17 protein-coding genes are annotated in these 26,171 nt (G+C 67.9%); 8 read left to right on the forward strand and 9 right to left on the reverse strand.

The window, feature by feature from the left end; genetic code table 11:
• Positions 1–101: 101 nt before the first annotated feature.
• Positions 102–2,249, reverse strand: a complete 2,148-nt coding sequence (locus tag IC535_RS14195; RefSeq protein ID WP_228887091.1) for a S46 family peptidase — start codon at positions 2,247–2,249, stop codon at positions 102–104.
• Between the two features lie 127 nt (positions 2,250–2,376).
• Here IC535_RS14195 and IC535_RS14200 point away from each other — a divergent pair, with 127 nt between their 5' ends.
• Entirely contained in the window at positions 2,377–4,065 is a 1,689-nt protein-coding gene (locus tag IC535_RS14200) for a molecular chaperone HscC (protein ID WP_228887092.1), read from the forward strand.
• Positions 4,062–5,594: a hypothetical protein gene (locus tag IC535_RS14205; RefSeq protein WP_228887093.1), complete on the forward strand. Its 1,533-nt coding sequence runs from the start codon at positions 4,062–4,064 to the stop codon at positions 5,592–5,594. Before IC535_RS14200 ends, IC535_RS14205 begins: the two co-directional genes overlap by 4 nt.
• Before the next feature lie 70 nt (positions 5,595–5,664).
• Here IC535_RS14205 and IC535_RS14210 read toward each other — a convergent pair whose 3' ends face one another.
• From IC535_RS14210 to glyQ, 4 genes are all read right to left on the reverse strand, one after another.
• On the reverse strand, positions 5,665–9,504 hold the full coding sequence (locus tag IC535_RS14210; RefSeq protein WP_228887094.1) for a translocation/assembly module TamB domain-containing protein: 3,840 nt from the start codon (positions 9,502–9,504) through the stop codon (positions 5,665–5,667).
• Entirely contained in the window at positions 9,501–11,285 is a 1,785-nt protein-coding gene (locus tag IC535_RS14215) for an autotransporter assembly complex protein TamA (protein ID WP_228887095.1), read from the reverse strand. Before IC535_RS14215 ends, IC535_RS14210 begins: the two co-directional genes overlap by 4 nt.
• A gap of 220 nt (positions 11,286–11,505) precedes the next feature.
• On the reverse strand, positions 11,506–13,602 hold the full coding sequence (gene glyS, locus IC535_RS14220) for a glycine--tRNA ligase subunit beta (protein ID WP_228887096.1): 2,097 nt from the start codon (positions 13,600–13,602) through the stop codon (positions 11,506–11,508).
• Positions 13,599–14,510, reverse strand: coding sequence for a glycine--tRNA ligase subunit alpha (glyQ, locus tag IC535_RS14225; RefSeq protein ID WP_228887097.1), 912 nt, complete (start codon positions 14,508–14,510; stop codon positions 13,599–13,601). The genes glyS and glyQ overlap by 4 nt, the downstream gene beginning before the upstream one ends.
• Before the next feature lie 211 nt (positions 14,511–14,721).
• On the opposite strand from glyQ, the gene IC535_RS14230 reads away from it, so the two are divergent.
• The 3 genes from IC535_RS14230 to IC535_RS14240 all read left to right on the forward strand — a co-directional run bounded on the left by IC535_RS14230 (position 14,722) and on the right by IC535_RS14240 (position 18,280).
• Complete coding sequence (locus IC535_RS14230; protein ID WP_228887098.1) at positions 14,722–16,566, forward strand: GspE/PulE family protein; 1,845 nt, start codon at positions 14,722–14,724, stop codon at positions 16,564–16,566.
• A complete protein-coding gene (locus IC535_RS14235; protein WP_228887099.1) occupies positions 16,538–17,257 on the forward strand; it encodes a glutamine amidotransferase in 720 nt (239 codons plus the stop codon). The genes IC535_RS14230 and IC535_RS14235 overlap by 29 nt, the downstream gene beginning before the upstream one ends.
• 120 nt (positions 17,258–17,377) lie before the next feature.
• Positions 17,378–18,280 carry a BPSS1780 family membrane protein gene (locus IC535_RS14240; RefSeq protein WP_228887100.1) on the forward strand — a complete coding sequence of 301 codons (903 nt, stop codon included), beginning with the start codon at positions 17,378–17,380 and terminating at the stop codon, positions 18,278–18,280.
• Between the two features lie 243 nt (positions 18,281–18,523).
• Here IC535_RS14240 and tatC read toward each other — a convergent pair whose 3' ends face one another.
• From tatC to IC535_RS14260, 4 genes are all read right to left on the reverse strand, one after another.
• Positions 18,524–19,273: a twin-arginine translocase subunit TatC gene (gene tatC / locus IC535_RS14245; protein ID WP_228887101.1), complete on the reverse strand. Its 750-nt coding sequence runs from the start codon at positions 19,271–19,273 to the stop codon at positions 18,524–18,526.
• Positions 19,270–19,803 carry a Sec-independent protein translocase protein TatB gene (gene tatB, locus IC535_RS14250; RefSeq protein WP_228887102.1) on the reverse strand — a complete coding sequence of 178 codons (534 nt, stop codon included), beginning with the start codon at positions 19,801–19,803 and terminating at the stop codon, positions 19,270–19,272. Before tatB ends, tatC begins: the two co-directional genes overlap by 4 nt.
• A gap of 15 nt (positions 19,804–19,818) precedes the next feature.
• Positions 19,819–20,046, reverse strand: a complete 228-nt coding sequence (gene tatA, locus IC535_RS14255; RefSeq protein WP_228887110.1) for a Sec-independent protein translocase subunit TatA — start codon at positions 20,044–20,046, stop codon at positions 19,819–19,821.
• Positions 20,047–20,121: 75 nt separating this feature from the next.
• Positions 20,122–21,021: a lipid-binding SYLF domain-containing protein gene (locus IC535_RS14260; protein ID WP_228887103.1), complete on the reverse strand. Its 900-nt coding sequence runs from the start codon at positions 21,019–21,021 to the stop codon at positions 20,122–20,124.
• A gap of 200 nt (positions 21,022–21,221) precedes the next feature.
• On the opposite strand from IC535_RS14260, the gene hemH reads away from it, so the two are divergent.
• The 3 genes from hemH (at position 21,222) to IC535_RS14275 (ending at position 25,138) form a co-directional block, all read left to right on the forward strand.
• Positions 21,222–22,184 (forward strand): ferrochelatase, encoded by a 963-nt coding sequence (gene hemH, locus IC535_RS14265; RefSeq protein ID WP_228887104.1) that lies wholly within the window; start codon positions 21,222–21,224, stop codon positions 22,182–22,184.
• A complete protein-coding gene (locus IC535_RS14270) occupies positions 22,181–23,029 on the forward strand; it encodes an alpha/beta fold hydrolase (RefSeq protein WP_228887105.1) in 849 nt (282 codons plus the stop codon). The genes hemH and IC535_RS14270 overlap by 4 nt, the downstream gene beginning before the upstream one ends.
• Before the next feature lie 381 nt (positions 23,030–23,410).
• A complete protein-coding gene (locus IC535_RS14275) occupies positions 23,411–25,138 on the forward strand; it encodes a methyl-accepting chemotaxis protein (RefSeq protein ID WP_306433105.1) in 1,728 nt (575 codons plus the stop codon).
• Positions 25,139–26,171 lie beyond the last annotated feature (1,033 nt).

Here is a 26,171-nt window from a genome sequence, read left to right on the forward strand (position 1 = left end):
AGGGCGCAGTCTAGCCGCAGCCTGCCGGTGGACCAAATGCCGATCCACCGACGCGCTGCCGCGCGCCGGCAGGCCACGGCTAGGGGCCGTGGCCGCGATGGTCATTCAGCCGGAACGCCCATTTCCTGCAGCAGCGCCGGTGCCGGGTAGACCTTGGCCAGCAGCCAGCGCAGGTAGCGCATATCCACGTGCACGGCGCGCTTGTAACGCGGGTCGAACCACCAGCTGGCGCTGACCGACTCCCAGTTGCTGTCGAAGTTCAGCCCGATCAGTTCGCCCTTGGCGTTGAGCACCGGCGAACCGGAATTGCCGCCGGTGGTGTCCAGGTTGGTCAGGAAGTTGACCGTCTGGGTGTTCAGCACCGGGTCGGCGGTGGAACCGAAATCGCCCTTGGCGATCGCCGCCAACAGCGGCTTGGGCGCATCGAACGGGTAGGCATTGGTGTTCTTCCCGACGATCCCGGCCACGGTGGTGACCGGGTCGAAATGCACCGCATCGCGCGGCGACAACGCTTCCACCTTGCCGTAGCTGATGCGCAGGGTGCGGTTGGCATCGGGGTATACCGCGCGGCCCTGTTCGGCGCGCCAGGCGAACAGCGCCTGCATGTAGGCCGGGCGCAGGCGCAGCTGTTCGCCCTCGCGGGTCTTGCGCTCGTCGTCCAGGCGCAGCTGCGCGGCCACCAGCGGGCCGGCCAGATCGACCAGCGGGTCGCGCGCCAGCGCCTTGCCCTGTTTTGCCGCGGCAAAACGCGACAGGCGCTCGGCTTCGTCGCCCAGCCGGGTGCCGGCGTACAGCGTGTCCAGAGTCTTGGCCAGCGCGGCCGGGGTGCGGCCGAAGGCGGCATCGAACTCGGGCACGCGCTGCGCGTCGGGCAGTTGCTGGTAACGGGTCAGCAGGGTGGTCAGCAGGGCTTTTTCCACCGCCGGCGAATAACGGCGCTGGACCTGCTTCAAGGTGCCTTCGATCAAGGCCAGGTCGCGCTGCTGGTAGCCGCTGTCGCGCTCGGCATCGGGCTTGGCCGATTCGATGCGCAGCCGCTCCAGGGTGAGCGCCGAGCGCAGCAGCTGGCTCTGCGCCGACAGCAGGTCCAGCAGCAGGTCGCGCTCGCCCACCGCAGCGCCCTGCGACAGCGAGCCGAACAGGGCCTGGATGTCGCCCTGGTAGCGGCGGTCGGTGGCCTTGAGCATCGCCGCTTCGTCGGCCGCGCGTTGGGCCTTGGCATCGCTGCGCAGCAGGCCTTCGAGCTCGCCGGCGGCGCGCTTGCGGTTGTTCTTCAACGACTGCAGCTGCGCGGCGTAGCGGGTGCGCGCCTGCGCATCGCTGGCGCTGGCCGCCTCGATGGTGTCGATCATCTGCTGGAACACCGCCACCCGGCGCGGCAGCACTGCATCGATCTGGCCGGCGAATTCGGCCGCGGTGCGGTGCCGGTAGGTGATGCCCGGGTAGCCGGCCAGCATCGCGTAGTCGCCGGTCCTGGGCCCGTCGATGGCCATCTTCAGGTGCGCCGGCGGCTGGTAGGGCACGTTATCCGCGCTGTACGGCGCCGGCTTGCCGTCCTTGCCGACGTAGGCGCGCAGCAGGGTGAAGTCGCCGGTATGGCGCGGCCACATGAAATTGTCGATCTCATCGCCGTAGTTGCCGATCGCGCGCGGCGGCGCGTAGACCAGCCGCACATCGCTCAGTTCCAGCTGGCGGATGCGGTAGAAATCGGTGCCGTAATACATGTCGGCCACGCTGCAGCGCACGTTGCCTTCCTTCTCGCAATCGGCCACCAGCTGCTTGCTGGCGCGGTCGACCGCCTCGAAGTAGGCACGGCCGGTCTTGCCGCGCGCGTCGCGCAGCACCTCATCGGTGACCTTGTCGAAACCGGTGGTGACCAGCACGCGGAAATCCGGGTTGGCCGCGCGCTCGTCGCTGCGGCCCTGGGCGATGAAGCCGTTGTCGATCAGGTTGTGCTCGGGCGAACTGTTGTACTGGATCACGCCCATCGCGACATGGTGGTTGGTCAGCAGCAGGCCATCGGCCGACACGAACGAACCGGTGCCGCCACCAGCCCGCACCACCGCACTCAACGGCGGCGCGGTGACGTTGGCCAGGTCGGCCGGGTCGCCCTTGAAGCCGGCGGCCTTGAGCGGCTTGGCCAGTTCCGGCAGCTGGGTCGGCATCCACATGCCTTCATCGGCGTGGGCGCCGGCAGCGAGGGTCAGGCCGAGGGCCAGCGCGGCAGGAAGGGTTTTGCGACACAGCATGAGAACACCCGAAAACGTCGGAACAACCGTGAAAAATAGCTTCCGAGCCTGCGGAGGGCAACCGCCATAGGTCAGGGTCATGAACCCGCTCCTAGAATCGAAGATCCTCTAGAACCGCGCTGAAGCCATGATTGTCGGCATCGACCTAGGCACTACCCATTCGTTGATTGGCGTTCACTCAGCCGAAGGTCCACGGCTTTTCCCCAACCCGCACGGTGACCTGCTCACCCCGTCGGTCGTCAGCCTGGATGGGAAACAGGTCCTGGTCGGGCAACCGGCAAGGGACCGCCTGGTCAGCCATCCCGACCATACCGTTGCCACCTTCAAACGTTGGATGGGCACCGATCGGGAGACCCGGCTGGGCGATGGCCTGTATCGCCCCGAAGAACTGTCGGCATTGGTCCTGCGCTCGTTGCTGGCCGATGCCGAAGCTGCCTTGGGGCAGCCGGTGCGCGAAGCCGTCATCAGTGTTCCGGCCTACTTTTCCGATGCACAGCGAAAGGCCACTCGCACCGCCGGCATGCTGGCCGGCATCCGTGTCGAGCGGCTGATCAACGAGCCCACCGCCGCCGCGCTGGCCTATGGACTGCAACGCCGCGGCGAGGATGGCAAGGTCATGGTGTTGGATCTGGGTGGCGGAACGTTCGATGTATCGCTGCTGGAATTGTTCGAAGGCATCGTGGAGGTTCACGCCAGTGCGGGCGACAATTATCTTGGTGGCGAGGATTTTCTGCAGGTACTCGAGCAAGCATTCCATAGTCATCAGGGCATCGACCGATCTGCTCTACCTGCCCGGGAATTGGCGCAACTGGGCCGCCACCTGGAAGCCATGAAGCGGGAACTGAGCGGCGGCGGGCAAGCCCGCATGCAGATCCAGCTGGATGGCAACGAACATCAATGGGCGATCGACGAGTCTGCGTTCTCCCTGCTTTGCGAGCCCCTGTTGCAGCGAATGCGCGCACCGGTTGAGCGGGCCATGCGCGATGCGAAGCTCAAGCCGGACGATCTTGACGAAATCATTCTGGTGGGCGGCGCTGTACGCATGCCGATGATCAGCCGCATGGTTACACGCATGTTTGGCCGCCTGCCGCTGCGGCACGTACACCCCGACCACGCGATCGCGCTGGGTACCGCCATCGCGGGGGGGCTCAAGGCACGCGACGAGAGCCTGGAAGAGGTCGTCATGACCGATGTCTGCCCCTACACCCTCGGCACCCAGGTGGCACGGGCGAATGCGGAGGGCGAGCATGTTGCTGGTTTTTTCCATCCGATCATCCCGCGCAACAGCGTGGTGCCGGTCAGCCGTGAAGACCATTTCTACGCGGCGTCGGAGACGCAGGATGCGGTGTGCATCGATGTGTTCCAGGGTGAGAGCCCCATGGTGGCCAACAACATCAAGCTGGGTGAGGTTCGCGTGCCGCTGAGCCCGCGCAAGAGCGGTGATGCTGCCTGCGTCAAGGTGCGTTTCACCTATGACGTGGATGGACTGTTGCACGTCGAGGCCATCGAGCAATCATCTGGAAAGCGCCACGAGTTGGTGCTGCAGCAGGGCCAGATGCAGATGGATGACGCGCGGATCGCCGAAAGGATCGCCGCGCTCGCCAGCCTGAAGATTCACCCCCGCGAGGAACAGCAGAACCTTGCCCTGGTGGCGCGGATGGAGCGACTTTACGAGGAGCGGCTTGATCTTCGATCCCGCCTGCAGGATTGCCTTGCTGGGTTCCGCGATAGCATTGACAGCCAGGATCGGCAACGGGTCGACGCGCATCGGTCACGCCTGAGCCTCACCCTCGATGAGTTGGAATCGCAGAGGTGAGCTGGGCGCTGGAATGGCTGGAACTGCCTGCCGATGCCGATGAACGGGCGATCAAACGCGCCTACGCGGCACGGCTCCGGGCAACGCGACCTGACACCGATCCGGAAGGATTCCAGCACCTGCACGAGGCCTACCGGGCTGCGCTTGACGGCCGGCGGGACGCGCAGCGGGACGATGCGGATGACGCCGACGATGCTCCTGCGTGGGCAGTGATGGCCGCACTGGAAGAGCATGCAACGTGGTCCGCCGAAGATATGGAGCCTTGGCAGGGTGCGCACGCTGCGGTCGAATCAGAATGGCGTGACACCCTCGATCCGACACGGTCGGTGGGTGTCCTGCATGCAACGCACGACATCGCCCTCCCCGATCAACCCCAAACGCTTGCGCCGGAGCCACCTTCGCAGCCGTCATCGTGCGCGACCGATGTCGCGCCTCAGCAACCACCGCCGCTGCCGGAGCTTGCACGCGGCGCGACGGCTGATGATGACGTGTGCTCACTCGAGCAGATTGTGGATCAGGCCCGAAGGCTGCCACCCGGAAATCTCGCAGATTGGCTCAATGCCGCGCAGATGCTCTGGTCGCTGACATCAAAGGCTGCGCTGTCAAATCAGCTGCATGCGCGCCTGATGGAACAGGATGAGCCCATCCGCAGCGAAAACACCCAGGTACTGATCGACTTCTTCCAGTGGGACGACATCAACGCGCCGATCGATCCCGAATGTCTGCTACGTAGACAGCGCCGGATGCAGGTCATGTGGGCATTGCAGGCAGACCGTCCTCAGCAACTGCGTGCGCATCTGGCGAGTTGCGACATTGACGATGCCGAACTGGCGCTGCTAAGGATCGCGCGACTGCGTCAGGGTATGTCGCCCGGGCGGCGGCTGTTGGCTGGTGTACGGCCGTTGGCGGCACGGCGGATGCGCGGGCTCCTCGATGCCTTCGACTTCAGCCCCGCCTGCCCCGCCCTCCCCCAGCTCGATCAACAAACGGCCGCGTTCTGGCACCACGCCGGCGATCACCGACGTATCTCCCTGGCCTGGCTACAGATCAGCGCGTTGCGTTGGGGCCTGGCCTGGCTGGTGTCGTTCGCGTGCATGCTGCTGGTCTCCACCAGCCCTGGCCGGATCGGCCGTTTCAGCGTGGGCCTGCTGCTCGCCTGGTTGGCGTGGGTCACGCTGGTCGCATTGTCACGCTGGTTGAACGCAATGAGCTTTCAATACCCTTGGCGGCTGTGCATCCCGCCGGCATTGGCCCTCATCTCGGTGTTGGTCATTCATCTCGGCGATGCACGCATTGCTGGTACCGTCATCGCAGGGCTGACCCTGTTGCTGACAGCAAGATGTCTATGGTTGCTCGTCAATGAGCGCCGCCGGCTCAGTCGCTGGCGATTGTTGATACTGGTGCCAGGCGTCAAAGGACTTGCGCTGATCATGATCATTGGCGAGCTGGCTGCCGTGATGACGATTGTGCTGTGGCTCACCGTGGTTGCGATGGTGCATAAAACGCTGGAATCGATCAAAACCGGGTAGTGCCGGCGGCTGGCCGGCAACCGCATGCAACGTATGTCGAGCATGGTTCGGCTCTACCCCGCCACCTGCGCTATTTCTCCCGGCGCCAGTTGATCGAACCGCGGTTTTCCACCGTGCTCGATTCCACTTCCACGTCGAAGCCGCGGCTCAGCAGGTACTTCAGGGTCAGCACCGAACCGCTGCCGACCAGCGACACGCCATAGCCGACATACAGCTTGGGCGAGATGTACTTGCCCACGCCGATCACCGAACCGCCCAGCGCGCGCGACTGGCTCACCCCGGCGTCGTCCAGGCCGAGCTTGGCGCCCAGCTGCGCGGCCAGCAGGCCGCTGCCGGCCGACAACGCCGCCGAGGCCGCGTTGACCTGCTGGGCCTGGTCGCTGCTGGCGCCGGTCAGGCTGCGCCCCAGCACCAGGTAGGCCAGGGCTTCGGACTGCGACATCGCCGGGTTGGACCACACATCCACGCGCGGCGACTGCGCACGGCCGGTGACGTCGATGCCGGCGGTGACATCGCCGACCCTGCGTTCGGCGCGGATGTTGATGCGCGGGTCGGAAACCGCGTTGTAGTTCCAGCTGAGGTTGCCGCGGGTGATGGTCAGGTCCTGGCCGTAGGCCTTGTAACGGCCGCTGACTTCCAGCCCGCCGTTGGCGGTCATCTCGCGCCCCGGCCGCGACCACACCTGCATCTTGCCGCCCAGCGCGCCCTTCAGGCCGAACCCGCTCATCTTGACCTTGTCGCCCAGGCTGACGGTCAGGTCCATGTCCAGCGGCGAGGTCGGGGTTTCTTCGGGGTCGACCGGATCGAGCACCACCACGTCTTCGGACACCGAGGTGCCACGGTCCAGTCGTTCCAGGTCCAGGTCGGCCTCGGGCACATGCACGCTGCCGCGCAGCTGCATGGTCTTGCCGGCCAGGCTGAAGTCCAGGTTGGGATTGGCGATCACGCGCAGTTCGCTGGTATTGGCCAGCAGCACGTTTTCGCCATGGATGTGCAGCTGCAGCGGCTGCGCGTCGCCGAACCACGACAGCCCGCCGTCGACATACAGCGTGCCCTTGCCGGAATTGGCCTGCGCGGTGATCTTGGCCGAGCCGTCCGGCTGCGCGGTGAAGCTGCCCTTGCCTTCATCGAAACTCAGGCCCAGGGCCGGGAACTCGCCCTTGAACCGGCTCAAGGTGGCCTCGCCGCCCAGCGACGGCGTGCCGCGGGTACCGCGCAGGCTGACGTGGCCCTCGATCAGGCCGGTCGGGCGCACGATGTCCGGCGAGAACAGCTCCAGCCAGTACAACCGCGCGATGTTCATGTACAGCTCGCCGGTGAGCGGCGCACCGGCATCCCAGCCTGTCTGCACCTTGGCGTCGACGAAGCCGTCGCCCTGGAAGCCGACGCCGAGCTTGCCGTTGATCTGCGACTGGGTCATCTGCACGTCCACCGAGAACTGGTCGTAACGCACCAGTTCGCCGCGGGCGTTGTCGCCCAGGCGGATACCGCCTTCCAGCGAGGCGATCTTGACGCTGCCTTCCCAGGCGTTGCCGCGCGGGCGGATGCGGCCATCCAGGGTCAGCTCGCCGCGCAGGTACATGCGCCGGCCCGACTGCGGCGGCAGCCAGGGCTGCACCAGGGCCAGCGGCAGCGCATCGCCCCGCACCAGCAGGCCCTCGCGCGGCCAGTTCGCGCTGGCGCACAATTCGCCGCCGGTGGCCGCGCCCAGGCAGGCATCGCCGAGGGTGAAACTGCTGCCCTGCACGCTGAAGGCGGCCGGTGCGCGCAGGCTCCAGGCATCGCCCTTGACCGGTGCGATCCGCAGCGCGCCCAGCTCGCCGCGCCAGGCCTGGCCCTGCTGGCGCACCGCGCCGCTGAGCGCGACCGCGCCCAGTTCGTTCCTGGTCTGCGCATCCAGGCGCAGGTTGGAGACGCTGCCGCGCGCATCCACGTTGAGCGTATCCAGCAGCATGCCCACCTGCACCTTGCTGCCCTGCACCGCCAGCGCGCCGCTGTCGCCCTGCCACGGCAGGCGGCCCTTGATGCTGATCGCCTCGGCGCTCCAGTCGTTCCAGCGCAGGCCGCTGCCGGCCAGGTCGGCGCTGATGTCCGGTGCGTTGCGCGGGCCCTTGATCTGCACCTGGCCGCGCAGGCTGCCAGTGCTGCCGGGCAGCAGGTCGTCCAGCTGCACCGGTTCGAGCTGGGCCTCGATATCGAGCCGGTCGCCGACCGAACCCTTGGCGGTCAGGCGGCTGTTGCCCACCGCCAGCTTCACGTTGCCCTCGCCCTGTTGGCCGCGCAGCGCGAACCGGCCCTGCGCGTCCACCGCGCGCTTGCGCAGCGTGCCCTTGATGCCGGGCACGTCGACGGTGGCCTCATAGCTGCCGGCGGTACCGGCCGGGCTGCCCGCCGCTGGCGGCAACTGGCGGCCCTTGGAGGCCAGCGCACCGGACAGCTTGCCATCCCAGCCCGGGGCGAAATAGCCCGGATCGAAACCGGCCAGCTTGGCCGCCACGTCCCAGTCCAGCTGCGGTGCCCAGGCCACCTGGCCGGTGACATCCAGCGCGCCGCCCGGCGTGCTGGCCTGCAGCTGCCGGATCTGTGCGCTCTGGTCGTTGCCGCGCACATCGAACTTCAGGTCGGCGGTCTGCTTTTCGCGCTCCACCGCGGCCTCGCCCACCGCCGCCCACGCCTTCAGCGTGCCGGCCAGGCCCAGGCGGGCTTCCTTCAGGGTCACCGGCACCGGCGCGGCGGCGCCGGGCGTGGTGGTATCGGCCGCCGGCACGAAGGTCAGGTCATTGGCGATGATGGAAAAACGCAGGCTGGCGTTCTCCCTGTCGGTGAAATCGGCCTTGCCCTGCAACCGCGCCTGGCCACCGAAGGCCTTGACCTGCAGCGGCGCCACGGTCAGCACCTGGTCGGCCAGGCCAAGCTTGGACGGGGCCAGTTCCACCGCGATGTCGCCCTGTTTGAAGCGGCCCTGCAGGTTGGCCTGGCCACCCTTGCCATCGGCCTGGAACGCCAGCGCCATCGGCGTGCCGGCACTGGCCTCCATGCCCGGCACCAGCAGCGCCAGGTCAAGTTCCCTGGTGCGTGCGCTGGCCTTCCACACCGGATCGGTGCGTCCATCGAACACCAGGCTGGCCTGCAGCGGCGCCGGCGCATTGCCGGCCACCGCCACTTCCATATGGCCCAGGTCGCCACGCGCCACCAGCCCCAGCCGCGCCGGGGTGCGCCCGCGCGGGGCCGGCATCAGCGCGCCGACGGTGATGTCGGTGTCGTAGTCGCTGCGCGGCAGGTAGCGGCCATCCACGCGGAAGTCGCCGTAGCTGCTGTCCACCCTGAGCTGGCTTGCGCGGAACTCGCCATTGGCGATTTCCACCCCGCCACGCACCTTGGCGATGTCGATCAGCGGCTGGCCGGCCTGGGTGATGTTGAAGCCGTCGATGGTGATGGTGTCGACCTGGATCGCCAGCGGCATTTCGATCTGCGGCAGCGACTCCGGCCAGGACGGCAGCTCGAACGGTTCATCGCTCTTGGCCAGGTTCAGCGAGGCGTTCTTGAGCTGCAGCGCATCCAGGCGCAGCTTGCGGCCCAGCAGCGGACGGATGTCCGGGTCCAGGTAGGCGCGCTCGGCGGTGAAATGGATATCGTCGTAACGGAAGTCCAGGTCGTGCAGCAGCAGCGGCCCGGCCACCGGGCCATCGACCCTGCTCCAGGTCAGCGTGGCGCCGGCCGGCAGCCGCGCCACCACCTGGGCCAGCAGCACATCGCGCCCGGCCACGGTCTGCAGCAGCCAGTACAGCAGCAGCAGCGCCAGCAGCACCATGCCCAGCACGGTGAACCCCGACCACGCCCAGAAGCGGCGCTTGCGGTAGAAGCGCACGCGCGGCGGTGGCGGCGGGGCGGCAGGCGCAGGCGTGCTCACAGGTCCGCTCCGATGTTCAGGTACAGCTGGAACTGCGAATCGGGGTTGTTCAGGCCATGGGCGATATCCACCCGCACCGGCCCTACCGGCGATTTCCAGCGCACGCCGAAGCCCACGCCGGTATGCAGGTCGATGGTGTTGTCGAAGGCGCTGCCGGTGTCCACGAACACCGCCGCGCCCCACGGGCCGCCCTTGAAGTAATGCTCGTATTCGGCCGAACCGATCACCAGGTTCTTGGCGCCCAGCGCGTATTTGTCCGGCTCGGGCGTGCGCGGGCCGACCTCACGGTAGGCGTAGCCACGGATGCTGCGGTCGCCACCGGCGAAGAAGCGCAGGCTGGGCGGCATCGCCACCAGGTCGCTGGTCCAGGTGGTGCCGCCTTCGCCGCGCAGGATCAGGCGGTCGGTAGCGCCGATCGGGATGTACCAGCGCAGCACCATGTTGGCCTGCACGAAGCTGGTGTCCGAGCCGGCCCCTTCCACCCCGCCGCGCACGGTGGCGCTGCCACTGATGCCACGACGCGGGAACAGTTCGTCGTCGACGTTGACGTAGTCGGCCACCAGCTGCGGGTAGACCAGGGTGGAGGTGGTGTACACCGGGTCGGTGAACTCGGTGCCCGAGGCATAGCGCCAGCGTTCGCGCAACGCGTTGATCGAGGCGATCGCGGTCCAGTATTCGTTGATTTCGCCGCTGCGGCTGGCCGAGAGCTTGAAGTTGCGCAGGTCGATGTAGTCGGTCTGCTCGTCGTAGGCGCTGGCGGTGAACGCATACCAGCCGTCCAGCCAGTTGAATGCCGGGATGCGGTAGCTGGTGACCAGGCTCTTGCGCTTCTGCGCATAGTCCAGCTGGGTGTTCATCTTGTGGCCGCGGCTGTTGAGGAACCGCCGCTCCAGCCCGCCGCGCACACCGGCGCCGCTTTCGCTGCCATAGCTCAGGCCGGCGGTGTAGATGGTGCGCTTGGCGCGGGTCAGGTTGACGTCCACCGGCACATTGCCGTCGGCGTCGGCCTGGTCCGGGCGTGGCTGGATGTCGATCACGCTGAAGTAGTCCAGCTTGGTCAACGACTCGCGCAGCCGGTCCAGCTTGCCTTCGTGGAAGTAGCTGCCCTTGTCCCAGTACACCAGCGGGTCGAACAGCGTGTCGACGAAGTAATCCTCGTGGAAACGGATGTCGCCCATGTTGTAGCGGCGGCCGCTGTCCCAGGTCAGGTCGATGTCGGCGGCGTTTTCGGCGCGGGTGATCTGCACCTGGCGCTGGGTGTAGTCGGCATCGAAGTAGCCGCGTTCGGCCAGGCGCCGGGTCACGGTGATCTTGCTGGCCTCGTACTGGGTATGCTCGAAACGCTGGCCCTTGCGCGGCTTGAACCTCTCCAGGTCTTCCTGCAGGTACTGGTCCAGCTGGGCCGGGCCGGTGATGTCGATATGCTCGCGGCGCACCACGGTGGCCGGGCCCTTGTCGACCTGGATCACCACCTGCAGGTTCTCGCCCTGGCGCGGGCTGTCGACCTTGATCACCGGGTTGTAATAGCCGAACGGTTCCAGTGCCTGGCGGGTCTGGCGTTCGGCCTGGGACAACAGGTACTCCAGCCGCGACTCGCCCTGGGGCTTGCCGATGGTGTCGTAGAGCGACAGCGAGACCTCGATGTTCTCGATCATCTCGGCGTCGTCGCCCTTGTCCAGTCCTTTGATTTCCACCTTGTCGATGGTTCCGCGGGCGTGCGCCACCGAGACGGTGGCCAGCGACAGGAACATCAGGGGAAGGGCGTAATTCTTTGGCTGCATGGCCACAGCATAACGGGCCGCCGTGACCATGCGAAATCGGCGGGGCTGTTTCAGAACGCCGGTTAAGTCACTGTAAAAATCCGCTACCGCGGCGGTATCGACGTTTTCGGCCATCGGGGTTCATCCCCGCGGCCGGCGGCGCGCGCGCCGCGGGGCCCGGCGACACGCCCGGTGGAAGCACGCCCGGTGGCAGCCGGTCACGGCCGCCACCGGGCCCAGGTCAGCTGGACAGGTGCTCGATCGCCGCCACGCTGCCCAGGCGCTCGCCCAGGCGCTTGAGCAAGGCCAGGCGGTTGGCCCGCAGCGCCGGGTCCTCGGCATTGACCATCACCGCATCGAAGAACGCATCCACCTGCGGGCGCAGCCGGGCCAGCCGGTTCAGCACGCTGACGTAGTCCTTCTGGTGCAGACTGGCATTGCTGTCGTCGATGGCCGCTTCCACCGCCTCGGCCAGCGCACTCTCGGCCGGTTCGGCCAGCAGCGCCGGATCGACCTCGCCGGGAATGTCGCCCTCGGCCTTGCGCAGGATGTTGCGGATGCGCTTGTTGGCCGCAGCCAGCGCTTCGGCTTCGGGCAACGCGGCGAAGATGCCGATCGCATCGATGCGGCGGTCGAAGTCATACAGCGAAGCCGGCTTCAGTTCGGCCACCGCGTTGAAATGCGTGGCCGGCACGCCCTTGTCGGCGTAGTAGCCGCGCAGGCGGTCGATCACGAAGTCGTACAGCTCCTGCGGCAGCGCCTCGCTCTTGCGCTCGGCACTGGGCTGCACGCCTGCCGGCAGACCGGCCAAGGCGGTGGTGAGCAGCGCGCGCAGGTCAAGATCGAAACCGGACTCGATCACCGTCCGCGCCAACCCCAGCGCATTGCGGCGCAGCGCGAACGGGTCCTTGTTGCCGGTCGGCTTCAGGCCCGCGGCGAAACCGCCGGCCAGCGTGTCCAGGCGCTCGGCGATCGCCAGCACCTTGCCCAGCGGCGACAAGGCGATGTCATCGCCGGCGAAGCGCGGCTGGTAGGCCTCGTCGATGGCCAGCGCCACCTCCGGCGATTCGCCGCCGGTCAGCGCGTAATGGCGGCCGGCGATGCCCTGCAGCTCCGGGAACTCGTTGACCATGCGCGACTGCAGATCGTTCTTGGCCAGCAGCGCGGCACGCCTGGCCAGCACCGGATCGGCACCCACCTGCGGCGCGATCGCCTCGGCCAGCGCCACCACGCGCGCCACCTTGTCGGCCACGCTGCCCAGCTTGGCCTGGTAGGTCACCGTCTTCAGGCCGTCGCCCATCGCCTCCAGGCCCTGCTTGAGGTCCTCGTCGAAGAAGAACTTGGCATCGGAGAAGCGCGGGCGGATTACCCGCTCGTAGCCCTTGGCCACTTCGGCCACGTCCCTGGACTCGATGTTGGCGATGCCGATGAACTTCTCGGTCAGCTTGCCGCCGGCATCGAGCACCGGGAAGAACTTCTGGTTGACTTCCATGGTCTCGATCAACGCTTCCTGCGGCACCGCCAGGAATTCGCGTTCGAAACTGCACAGCACCGGTGCCGGCCATTCCACCAGGTTGACCACCTGTTCCAGGTTGTCCTCGGTGATCCGCGCCTGGCCGCCGGCCCTGGCCGCTTCGGCATTGACCTGCTCGACTATGCGCGCACGGCGCGCGTCGGCGTCGACCAGCACGAACGCGGCCTGCAGCGAACTGACATAGTCGTCCGGGGACGACAGCCACACGGTCTTGTCGTGCATGAAGCGATGGCCGCGGCTCATGCGGTCGGCCTTCAGGCCCAGCAGCTCGGCCTCGATGATGTCCTGGCCGTGCAGCAGCACCAGCCAGTGCACCGGGCGGGCGAAGCCGTAGGCATGGTTGCCCCAGCGCATCGGCTTGGGGATCGGCATGGCCGCGATCGCCTCGCGCAGGATCTCCGGCAGCAGGCTGGCGGTACGCGCGCCCGGGGTGGTGGAACGGTGTACGAAGCGCTCGCCCTTGGCATCGCTGGTGCGTTCCAGCGCGGTCCAGTCGATTCCGGCCTTGGCCGCAAAACCCTGCAGCGCCTTGGTCGGCTGGCCGTCGGCATCCAGCGCGATGTTCAGGTACGGGCCCAGCACTTCGCTGTGCTGTTCGGGCTGCTCCACCGCCACGCCGGGCAGCAGCACCGCCAGGCGGCGCGGGGTCGACAGCGGCTTGGCAGCGCCACGCTCGATGGCCACACCACGCTTGGCCAGGCCATCCACCACGCCATCGAAGAAGGCCTGGGCCAGGCCCGGCAGCGCCTTCACCGGCAGTTCTTCGGTACCCAGTTCAATCAGCAGCGGCCGCATCGTGCTCATGCCTGCACCTCCCTGGCGGCGATCGCTTCGATGCGCTTGGCCTCGTACAGCTTTGCCACCGCCTGGGCCAGCGCGCGCACGCGCAGGATGTAGCGCTGGCGCTCGGTCACGCTGATCGCGCGGCGCGCATCGAGCAGGTTGAAGGCATGGCTGGCCTTGCACACCTGCTCGTAGGCCGGCAGCGGCAGGTCGACGTCGACCAGCTTCTGCGCTTCCTTCTCGCAGGCGTCGAAGCGGTGGAACATTTCCTCCACGTCGGCGTACTCGAAGTTGTAGGTGCTCTGCTCGATCTCGTTCTGCAGGTACACATCGCCGTAGGTGACCGGCGTGCCGTCCGGCCCGTAGGTCCAGACCAGGTCGTAGACGTTGTCGCAGTTCTGCAGGTACATGCACAGGCGCTCCAGCCCGTAGGTGATCTCGCCCAGCACCGGCTTGCACTCCAGGCCGCCGGCCTGCTGGAAATAGGTGAACTGGGTGACTTCCATCCCGTTCAACCACACTTCCCAGCCCAGCCCCCAGGCGCCCAGGGTCGGCGATTCCCAGTTGTCCTCGACAAAGCGCAGGTCGTGCACCAGCGGGTCGATGCCCAGCGCCTTGAGTGAATCCAGGTACAGCTGCTGGATGTTGTCCGGGCTGGGCTTCATCGCCACCTGGTACTGGTAGTACCGCTGCAGGCGGTTGGGGTTCTCGCCGTAGCGGCCGTCGGTGGGACGGCGCGAGGGCTGCACGTACGCGGCATTCCAGCTTTCCGGGCCGATCGAGCGCAGGAACGTGGCCGGGTGGAAGGTACCTGCGCCCACCTCCAGGTCCAGCGGCTGGATCAGCACGCAGCCCTGCTGCGCCCAATACTGGTTGAGGGTCTGGATCAGGCCCTGGAAAGTGATCGGAACGTTCTTCGTGACGGACATGCGGCGGATTCTTGCCTGCAGAAGGGGTGCGCTAGTATAGCCAGCGACTGCGTTGCCGCCTTCCGGCCCCCGCCGGGCGCGGCCAACATGGCGCGATCACCTCGTCCGGTCACCGCCGCAGCACGCCTTGACGTGCCGGGCAGGCCCGGCCCCGGGTATCCCGGCCACCACCCCATTACTGCGTGCCCGGCACGCCCCAAGGACTTGGCCGATGGATCAGCGACCGCCGGTTTCAATCGCGACAGCCCCCGGCCCGGGCACCGGCGACCCGCTGCGCCCGGGCCGGCTCGGCTTCGAGCAGGTGGTGGCGGCCTTGATCGCCGACGGCCTGGTCGCCGAGGCCGACCTGGAGCGCATCCGCTTCTCCGCCCAGGGCGCGCGCAACGCCAGCGAAGTGCACCCGCTGGTACTGCTGGCCAACCTCAAGCTGGCCGCCACCGGCGGTGGCGAGCTGGGCCTGGAGCGGCTGACCGAATGGCTGGCCGCCCGCACCGGCACCCGCTACCTGCGGGTCGATCCGACCCGGGTCGATGTGGCTTCGGTGACCTCGCTGGTTTCCCACGCCTATGCCCGCCGCCACCGCTTCCTGCCGCTGGCGGTGGATACCGAGCGCGTGCTGGTGGCCACCAGCGAGCCGCTGGCCCAGGAATGGCTGCGCGACCTGCAGCACCTGACCCGGCGCCGGATCGAACTGGCCATGGTCAACCCGCTGGACCTGCACCGCTACACCATGGAGTTCTACGGGGTCACCCGCTCCGTGCGCGGCGCGCGCGGCGACGTGCGCGGCGAAGCCAACGCCACTTTGCCCAGCTTCGAGCAGCTGGTCGAACTGGGCCGTGCCGGCGATGTCAACGCCGATGACCAGCACATCGTGCACATCGTGGACTGGCTGCTGCAGTACGCCTACGAACAGCGCGCTTCGGACATCCACCTGGAGCCGCGCCGCGACATGGGGCGCATGCGCTTCCGCATCGACGGGGTGCTGCACAAGGTGTTCGAAGTGCCGCCGGCGGTGATGACCGCGGTGGTCAGCCGGATCAAGGTGCTGGGCCGCATGGACCTGGGCGAACGCCGGCGCCCGCAGGACGGCCGCATCAAGACCCGTTCGCCGGGCGGGCGCGAGGTGGAAATGCGCGTGTCGACCATGCCCACCGCGTTCGGCGAGAAGTGCGTGATGCGCATCTTCGACCCCGATGCGGCGTTCAAGAGCATCGACCAGCTCGGCTTCAGCCCGCAGGAAGCGGCCGGCTGGAGCGCCCTGGTCGAGCGTCCGCACGGCATCGTGCTGGTCACCGGGCCCACCGGCTCGGGCAAGACCACCACCCTGTATTCCACCCTCAAGCGGCTGGCCACGCCGGAAGTGAACGTGTGCACGGTGGAAGACCCGATCGAAATGATCGCGCCGGAATTCAACCAGATGCAGGTGCAGACCAACATCGACCTGGACTTCGCCAGCGGCGTGCGCACCCTGCTGCGGCAGGATCCGGACATCATCATGATCGGCGAAATCCGCGACCTGGAAACCGCGCAGATGGCGGTACAGGCCTCGCTGACCGGGCACCTGGTGCTGTCCACCCTGCACACCAACGACGCGCCCTCGGCGATCACCCGCCTGCTCGACCTGGGCGTGCCGCACTACCTGCTGGCCTCCACCCTCAACGGCATCCTGGCCCAGCGCCTGGTGCGCACCCTGTGCCCGAACTGCAAGGTGCCGCGCCCGCTCAGCGCGCTCCAATGGGCGGCACTGGCTGATGCCGATGAAGCATTACCTGAGTCACCCACGCCATATGCACCGGCCGGCTGCATCGATTGCCGGCGCACCGGTTACCTCGGCCGGGTAGGCCTGTATGAGCTGCTGCCATTGGGCTCGCGCCTGCGCGGGCTGATCCGCGCGGACATGGATCTGGCCGCTTTCAACCGCGCCGCACGTGCCGAAGGGGTACGTACCCTGCGCCGCGCGGGACTTGAAAAAGTGGCCGCAGGGCTGACTACAATCGAGGAAGTCCTTTCAGTGCTGCCGCCCCCGGATGAATTCCGCCCCGTTCCTGATTCTTGAAACCGGCCAGCCGGTCGCCTCGCTGCGCCGCTACGGGCGGTTCCCGCATTGGATCCGGGTCGCCGCCGGGCTGGATGCCGACGAAACGGTGGTGGTCGATGTCGAACATGGCGGCGCGCTGCCCGACCACCGCCGGTTCGCCGGGGTGATCGTCACCGGTTCGGCCGCCCTCGTCACCGACCACGCCGACTGGAGCGAGCGCAGTGCCCGCTGGCTGCACGACGCCGCCCACGCCGGCCGGCCGGTGTTCGGCATCTGCTACGGGCACCAGCTGCTGGCGCATGCGCTGGGCGGCGAGGTGGCCTACAACCCGGCCGGGCGCGAGTCGGGCACCATCGAGCTGGCGCTGGACCCCTCGGCCAGTACCGATCCGCTGTTCGCCGGCCTGCCCACGCGGTTCCCGGCCCACGCCACCCACCTGCAGACGGTGGTGCGCGCACCGGACGGGGCGGCCATCCTGGCGCGCTCGGCGCAGGACAACTGCCACGCCTTCCGCTGGGGCCGGCAGGCCTGGGGGGTGCAGTTCCATCCGGAGTTCGCCACCCACCACATGCGCGGCTACGTGCGCGCCCGCGCCGAGTGCATCGGCCGCCACGGCGGCTGCGCGCGCAGCGTGGCGCGCGCGGTCAGTGCGGCCCCGCTGGCACGCCAGCTGCTGCGCCGCTTCGTGCGCCAGGCCCGCGACGCCTGAGCCGGCCGCCACGACACAGCGTCCCGGCCGCGCGTGCCGGGCTTCAGGTGGCGCGCAGGGAAAACAGGGATAATCGATCGCATTCGGGGCGCCTGCGCCCCTCCCCTGTTTCGGAATGGTATGAGCGAGATTCGCAAGCTGCCGGCCTCTGCTGGCGCCCAATGGCTGCTGGACGCGTTTTCCCTGTATGCCCGTGCGCCGATGCAGTTGGCGGTACTGGGCGTGATCGGCATGCTGGCCAGCTCGCTGATCCTGGTACTGGCCCAGCTGCTGCCGGGCTGGCTGGGGCTGCTGGTGCAGCTGCTGTCGCTGGCGGTGGGCCCGCTGATCTTCGGCGGCATGCTGTGGGCGGTGAGCGAGATCGACCAGGGCCGCCGGGCGTTGCCCACCCACCTGCTGCAGCCGATCCGCGACCGCCGCGTCAGCCACCTGCTGGTGCCGCTGGCGATCCAGCTGATCGCGGTGATCGCGCTGGGCACCCTGCTGTTCACCCTGATCGGCAGCCAGGGCTTCAGCGCCTTCACCGACCTGATCCACAAGGTGCAGGCCCTGCAGCAGTCCGGCCGGCAGCTCAGCCAGGACGAAACCCTGGCGCTGATGGCCAACGTGCCGGTCAAGCGCATCATGCTGTGGCTGCTGATCGTGTTTGCCACGTTCGTGGCATTGAGCATGGCCATGTTCGCGCAGCCGGCGCTGGTGGTGTTCGACCGCCAGAGCGGCATGCATGCGCTGCGCATGAGCCTGCAGGGCTGCATCGAGAACTTCGGCGCAATGGCGGTGTTCATGCTGCTGGGCCTGATCGCCGCGGTCTGCCTGTACGTGCTGATGCTGATCCTGATGCAGGTGGCAATGCTGGTCGGCGGCATGGGCGCGGCGGCGTTCGTGATGCAGCTGGCGGTCACCACGGTGATCATGCCGTTGTATGTCGGCGCGGTATACGCGGCGTGGAAGCAGATGTTCGCCCACCGCGGCCGCACCCCACCGCCGACCGCCCCCAGTCCGGACAACGTGTTCGCGGCCTGACCGAAAAGCAGAAAACCCCGGCGAGAGCCGGGGTTTTAGTTTCGCGGCGCTGTGGTTCGTAGCGCCGGGCTCTGCCCGGCTGCTCCTGCATGATGGAAGGCAACGGCAGCCGGGCAGAGCCCGGCGCTACGGCCAGGTATCGTTGTTTCAAGCGGTGTTACGGGCGTCGGTGAACAACGGGCGCGTGGCGACGCGTTCGTCAATGCGGCTGCTCTTTGCCACCATGGCGCGGCGTCGCGTTGGTCACTGCGGCTGTTCTTTCCCGCCGGGGCGCGGAACCAGCCACCTTGCCGCGTGGATCCCCAGCTCGTAGAGCAGGCACATCGGGATGGCCAGCAGCAACTGCGACACCACGTCCGGCGGGGTCAGCACCGCGGCCACGATGAAAATGCCTACCACCGCATAACCACGGCTTTCTTTGAACTGCTGCGGCGTCACCCAGCCCATCAGCACCAGGATCACCATCGCCACCGGCAACTCGAAACTGGTGCCGAACGCGAAGAAGATCGCCAGCACGAAATCCAGGTACGCATTCGCATCCGGCGTGATCGCAATCACCTCCGGGCGGAACGTGGTCAGGAAATGGAAGACCGCCGGCAGCACCAGGAAGTAGGCGAACGCACAGCCCAGGTAGAACAGCAGCACCGAGGAGGCCAGCAGCGGCACCGCCAGGCGCTTCTCGCGTGCATACAGCCCCGGCGCCACGAACGCCCACAGCTGGTACAGCAGCCACGGCACCGCCACGAACAGCGCCACGAAGAAGGTCAGCTTCAACGGCGCAAAGAACGCCCCGGCCGGATTGGTCGCAATCATGGTCTGCCCGTTGGGCAGCTGCGAGATCAGCGGCTCGGCCAGCCAGGTATAGATTTTCCGCGAGAACGGCAGCAGCCCCAGCAGCACCACTAGCAGGCCGACGATGGCGCGCACCAGGCGCGCGCGCAGTTCGATCAGGTGCTCTACCAGCGAGCTTTCCGGGGTGTCGTGTTCGCTCATCGCGGTGCTTCCCCGCCGGGCGGCGGGGCCAGCCGGGCAGGGTCCGGCGCTGTCGGCGGGTGCGCGTCCTCCGCGGCCGCGCGCGGCGCGGCGCCGTCGATGCCCGGCGGGGCCATCGCGTCGCGCGGCTCGGCCTGCTCGGCCAGTACATGCTGGGCCACGCTGGCCGGCGAACCGGGGGCCGGACCGGTCATCACCGGCGCATCGGCATCGGCGTCGACGGCGGCCGCATCTGCATCGCGCACCACGCCTTGGCGCAGCTGCTCGGCCTCGCGGCGCATCGCTTCACCGCTGGCACGCAGCTGCGCTTCGGTGTCCTGCACCGAAGCCTGCACATCGCGGAACTGGCGCTTGATCTCGTCGGCGTGCAGCTCGCGTTCCAGCTCCTGCTTCACCGAATCCCACTGGCTGCGCGCACGGCGTACCCACAACCCGGCAAACCGCGCCGCCTTGGGCAGGCGTTCGGGGCCGAGCACCACCAGCGCCACCACCGCGATCAGCAGCAGCTCACTGAAGCCGATATCGAACACGCCACGCGCTCCAGATCAGCGCGGGTCGCGGTCGTGCTCGGTCTGCGACGTGGTCGTCGAGTCCTGCGGGCGCGAGCTGTCGCCGAGCTGCGCGTTCGGCTTGTCCTCGTCGTGCATGCCCTTCTTGAATTCCTTGACGGCGCTGCCAAGGTCCTTGGCGCCGCTGGTCAACTTCTTGGTGCCGAACACCAGCAGAACGATGACCAGCACGACCAACCAATGCCAGATGCTGAAACTGCCCATGAGCTGCTCGCGTTGCGTAGTGATCAGACAGTTGAGCATAGCGCACCGGCCACAGGTCGGCGCGCGTGACGAAAGTCAGTTGCCGTCCAGCGATTCAGTCCGGACCTCACCTTCGCCAACCGGCTGGAAGCCCTGCTGCTGCGCCGGCGCCTGGGCGGCCGGCACGGCCTGCAGCGGCGCGGTGGTCGCGCCGGTCCCCGCTGCCTGTTCAGCTACTTCCGGGGCAGCGGCCGGGGCGGCCGAACGCGCGGCCGGCGGCGGCGCGTTGCCGGCGGTGCCGCGCTTCTCGCGGGCGCTGTAGGTGGCTTCTTCCAGGCGGTCGCGGAAGGCGACCACGTCGATCGACGGCGGTTCGCCGACTCGCCCCTCGAACACCATCCGCGGCGTGGTATTGCTGCCGTAGGCGTCCAGATTGGCGGCATCGTCGATCTGCAGCACCGCGCCGTCCAGCGCGACACCGGCAAACAGCCCGCGCGCGCGCGACCACGACCAGATTTCGGCCTTCAGCTGGCCATCGGTGGCGGCAGCGGCATTGCGCCCGACCGGACCGGCGGCCACCCCGGCATCGGCGCCCAGGGTGAACTTGCCGTTGACCAGGTTGTCCAGGCTGCGGTCGTTGCGGAACACCAGCACCACGTCGGAGGACTGCACACCGGCCTGGAAGCCGATGCTGCCCCCGGTGAGCTTGACGAACACCGGGTTGGACCAGCTGCCGTCGGGGTTCTTGACCGACATCAGGCCATGGCCACGGCGCCCGCCAATCACCAGGCCCGCCTTGATCGTGTCGGGAATGACAACGATTGCGCGGCCTTCATCCAGCAACTTGTCCGGAATGCCCTGTTCAGGCATATCCTGGATTTCATTCAGCACGCGCACCGCATTGCGGGCGCGCTGGTCTTCCTGTGGCCCGGCGATCGCCTGGGTCGACAGCAACAGGCTGGCGGAGATCAGCAGTACTAGGCTCAGGCGGCGCATGGTGGCTCCAGAAGTCGAGGCAGACAAAGATAATGCAGGAAAGCAGCCGCACCGCTCCCTTGGGGAACGATGCACTGGTTCGAAATTAGAAGGCTTGGGATGAATCGGCAATGAGTGATGCCGTCTATTGATACATCGAATAGATGACTACCACCAACTCATTCCATCCCACCAATCGCGCAGACCTGCGAGAATGGCCCATGCTCGACGCACCCGACACCGCCGTGCTGGCGGTCAATCTAGGCACGCCCGAGACGCCAACCGCTCCGGCGGTGCGTCGCTACCTGGCCGAATTCCTCACCGACCCGCGCGTGGTCGCCATTCCGCCGCTGCTGTGGAAACCGCTGCTGTACGGGCTGATCCTGCCGCTGCGCAGCAGCCGTTCGGCGGCCAAGTACGCCCAGGTCTGGCTGCCCGACGGCTCGCCGCTGATGGTGTATACCCGCCGCCTGGCGCAGGCCATGCAGGCGCTGATGCCGAACCTGCAGGTGCGCCATGCGATGCGTTACGGCGCCCCGGCGCTGACCGCCGAACTGGACCGGCTGGCCGCCGAAGGCATGCGCCGGATCGTGGTGCTGCCGCTGTACCCGCAGTATTCGACCACCACCACCGCCTCGATCGAGGACCAGGTCCGCGATTGGCAGCCCCGGCATCCGGCGGTCACCGTCACCCTGGTGCGCGACTACGCGGTCGACCCGGACTGGGTGGCGGCGGTGGCCGCCAGCATCGGCCAGTGGTGGCAGCAGCACGGCCGCGGCGAAAAGCTGGTGTTCTCCTTCCACGGCATCCCGCAGCGCCTGGCCGACGCCGGCGACCCGTACCCGCAACGCTGCGAGGCCAGCGCCCGGGCGATCGCACAGGCGCTGGAACTGGCCGACGATGCCTGGCAGCTGACCTACCAGTCGCGTTTCGGCCGCGAAAAATGGCTGCAGCCCTATGCCGAACCGACCCTGTGGGCCTTGGCCGAAAGCGGCGTGCGGAAGATCGACGTGGTCTGCCCGGGTTTTGCCACCGACTGCCTGGAAACCCTGGAGGAAGTGGCGCTGGGCTTCACCGAAACGGTCGCCCAGCGTGGCGCGCAGATGCGCTACATCCCCTGCCTCAACGATGCCCCCGAACACGCGCTGGCGCTGTCGCGGCTGAGCATCGCGGCACTGGCATGACCCTGCAGCCATTCGAGCTGACCGTGGCCGGCAGCACCGTCGCCGGCCTGCGCGCGGCACACCCCGGCGGCCTGCGCGTGCTGGCCCTGCACGGCTGGCTCGACAACGCGGCCAGCTTCGTGCCGCTGGCCGCGCAGCTGCCGGCGCTGGACCTGGTGGCGATCGACCTGCCCGGCCATGGCCACAGCGCGCACCTGCCGCCGGGCGCGCAATACAACACCCCCGGCGCCCTCTGCCACGTGCTGGACGTGGCCGATGCGCTGGGCTGGGACCGCTTCTGCCTGCTCGGCCACTCGATGGGCGCCGGCATCGCCAGCCTGGTCGCCGCCGCGGCACCGGAGCGGATCGAACGGCTGGTGGCGATCGAGGCCCTCGGCGGCCTGCGCGGGCCCGAGAACGAAACCGCGCAACGCCTGCGCGAACACGTGCGCGCCGCGCGGGCGCTGCCCGGCCGCAACCTGCGCGTGTTCCCCGACCTGGTCGCGCCGATCCGGGCACGGATGATGGCCAACCAGCTCAGCGAGCCCTGCGCACGCCTGCTGGTCGAACGCGGGGTCAAGCCGGTCGCCGGCGGCTACAGCTGGTGCAGCGATCCGCGGCTGATGCTGCCCACCGCCATGCGCCTGAGCGAGGCGCAGATCGACGACCTGCTGGCGGCGATCGAATGCCCCACCCAGGTGATCTACGCCACGCCGGCGCAGTCGTACTATCCCGAGCCGCTGCGCAGCCAGCGCATCGGGTTGCTGCGCGACGGCCGGTTGGCGGTATTCCCCGGCACCCACCACCTGCACATGGAACATCCGCAGCAGGGTGCCACGGTGATCAGCGGCTTCCTCGCCGGATAGCCGCGCAGCGCGTTCCCAAGGTAGCGCTGCGACATCGTGTCGCACTCCATTTCCGCAGGTTTGTACCGATACCGTTGATGCAGGCTGGTGGACCCGGCCTGTGTCGTCGCTTGCTCCGCCGTTGCGAAGCCGCGCATCACCCCAGGCTTCCAGGAACGTCGTTGCAATGCCGTATTGGCCGTGCCATCGCCCACAGGACCGGGCCATGCCGGCGGTGATCGCCACCGCCGACGCGGCACTGCGGCGTGTGTTCACCCCACGCCGCCTGGAATGTCTTCCCTTTCCGCTGCAACGCCCACCGCATCGACGGTGTCCGGCGCGGCACCGGCCTGTCCGCCTGCGCGGCCGGCCCCGCTGTTTCCTGCTGATCCTGGAGTCGTCATGTCTGCCATCCCCAACGCCCCGTCCCGTCCGCCCGATCGCGTCGACGTCGCCCCGCCGGCCACGTCAGCCAACCGCATCGATACGCTGTACCTGGTCCTGGCCGCCGCGCTGTTGAGCATCTGCGGGATCGCCGCGCTGTGGCAGCGGCAGGCCTGGCCGCTGCTCGCCGTTGCCGTGACCAGCGCCCTGCTGTGTGCGCTCGCGCGCCGCCAGCGCCGCCATGTGCTGGCCCTGCAGCGGCAGTTGCAACAGGCTGCCGCCAGTGCCGCGGCCCACGCGCAGCTGCATGTGCAGGCCGATGCCGGGCACCGCGAAGACGCCCAGGTCCGGCTGGCGCTGGATGTCTCGCGCACCGCGATGATGATCGCCGACAACGAGCATGTGATCCGCTACGTGAACCAGTCGGTGGTCGCGCTGCTGCGCAACCAGCAGGACAACCTGCGCCAGGCGTTCCCCGACTTCGATGCCGAACGCCTGGTCGGCAGCAGCATCCATCGCTTCCACGTCAGCCCCGAGCGCATCCGCGGCATCCTCAACACCTTGACCCGGACCCATCACGGTCGGGTGCGGATCGGCCCGGTGCATTTCGCCCAGGTGGTCACCCCGGTTTTCGACGCGCACGGGCAGCGCCTGGGCTTTGCGGTGGAATGGCACGACCGCACCCAGGAGCTGCAGCTGGAAACCGCGGTGGCCGGGATTGTCGCCGCCGCCGCCAAGGGCGACCTGGACCGCCGCCTGCCGCCGGGCAATGACGGCGCCAGCTTCCTGGACGGTCTCACCGGCGGCATCAACCAACTGCTGGACAGCGTCGGTGGCACCATCGACGAGGTGCGCCGGGTCCTCTCGGCACTGGCCGATGGCGACCTGGGCCAGCGCATGCAGGGCGATTTCGCCGGTTCGTTCGCGGCCATGCAGCGCGACGCCAACGCCACCGCCGAGCAGCTGACCGCCATGGTCGAGCGCATCCGCCAATGCACCGGGTCGATCTCACTGGCCGCCAGCGAGATCGCCAGTGGCAACAGTGATCTGTCCGAACGCACCGAACGCCAGGCCGTGCACCTGGAGGAGACCGCCGCCTCGATGGAAGAACTGACCTCCACCGTGCGCCAGAACGCCGAACATGCGCGCCAGGCCAGCGGTCTGGCGCTGGGTGCGCAGCAGGTGGCCAGCCGCGGCAGCCTGGTGGTCGGCCAGGTGGTGACCACCATGGAAGCGATCCAGAACGCCTCGCGGCGGATCGGCGACATCACCGGAGTGATCGACGGCATCGCCTTCCAGACCAATATCCTCGCCCTCAATGCGGCGGTGGAGGCCGCGCGTGCCGGCGAACAGGGCCGTGGGTTTGCCGTGGTGGCCAGTGAAGTACGCAGCCTGGCGCAGCGTTCGGCCGATGCCGCCAGGGAGATCAAGCAGCTGGTCGACGCGTCGGTGACCCAGGTGGCCGAAGGCGCGCGCCTGGTGCAGGATGCCGGGCAGACCATGCAGGAGATCGTCAGCAGCGTTGCCGGCGTCAGCGGCATCATGGCCGAGATCTCCTCAGCCTCGCAGGAACAGGCCGCCGGCATCGACCAGGTCAACCAGACCGTCGCCCAGATGGACGACGCCACCCAGCAGAACGCGGCGCTGGTCGAGGAAGCCAGTGCAGCGGCCCGCCTGCTCGAAGGCCAGGCCGAAGCGCTGACCGCCGCGGTAGCGGTATTCCGCCATCATGGGCAACCGGTGTGAGGTCTGCCGTAGTGCGGCCTGCAGGCCGGAGGCAAGGAACGGGCGGCTGAGCGGCCTGCCGCACCAAAGCGAAAAGCGGCCGATTGAAATGCCGCCGCGCCGGCACCCCGCGCTGGTAGGGTCGCATCCCGATCGATTGCCGTTGCACGGCCCGCGCCCGTTGATGGCAGTGCAATCATCGGGGAAGGCTCTATGTGGCTGGGCACCATTTCGGCCTGGGCCACTGCGTCAATGCACCCACCGCCGTTATCGGCAGTCGTTTGGGAACCGACCCTACCGGGGGCCATGCGCGACCCGGATGCCGCCGCGGCGGCACCCGCGCTGGTAGGGTCGCATCCCGATCGACTGCCATTGCACGGCCCGCGTTCGGTGATGGCATTGCAATCACCGGAGAGGGCTCTGTGCAGCTGGGGCATCGCTTCGATAGGGGCCCCGGCGTCAAAGCACCCATCGCCGTTATCGACAGTCGTTTGGGAACCGACCCTACCGGGGGCCATGCACGACCCGGATGCCGCCGCGCCGGCACCCGCGCTGGTAGGGTCGCATCCCGATCGACTGCCGTTGCACGGCCCGCGCCCGTTGATGGCATTGCAATCAACGGGGAGGGCTGTGCGTGGTTGGCACACCGCTTCGATACGGGTCCCGGCGTCAATGCACCCACCACCGTTATCGGCAGTCGTTTGGGAACCGACCCTACCAAGGGCCAAGCGCACCCGAATGCCACAGCGCCGGTAGGGTCGCATCCCGATCGACTGCCATGGCACGGCCCGCGCCCGTTGATGGCATTGCAATCAACGGGGGAGGGCTCTGCACGGCAGAAGCACCGCTTCGGTATGGGCCCCGGCGTCAATGCACCCATCGCCGTTATCGGCAGTCGTTTGGGAACCGACCCTACCGGCGTGATGGCGTGTGGACGCACAAAGAAAAAACCCCGCTGCGTGAGCAGCGGGGTTTTTGGGTATAAACCCTGGCGATGACCTACTCTCGCATGGCTTAGGCCACACTACCATCGGCGCAGCTGCGTTTCACTTCC

Source organism: Stenotrophomonas rhizophila (assembly GCF_020857975.1).
Classification (GTDB): Bacteria; Pseudomonadota; Gammaproteobacteria; order Xanthomonadales; family Xanthomonadaceae; genus Stenotrophomonas; species Stenotrophomonas rhizophila_C.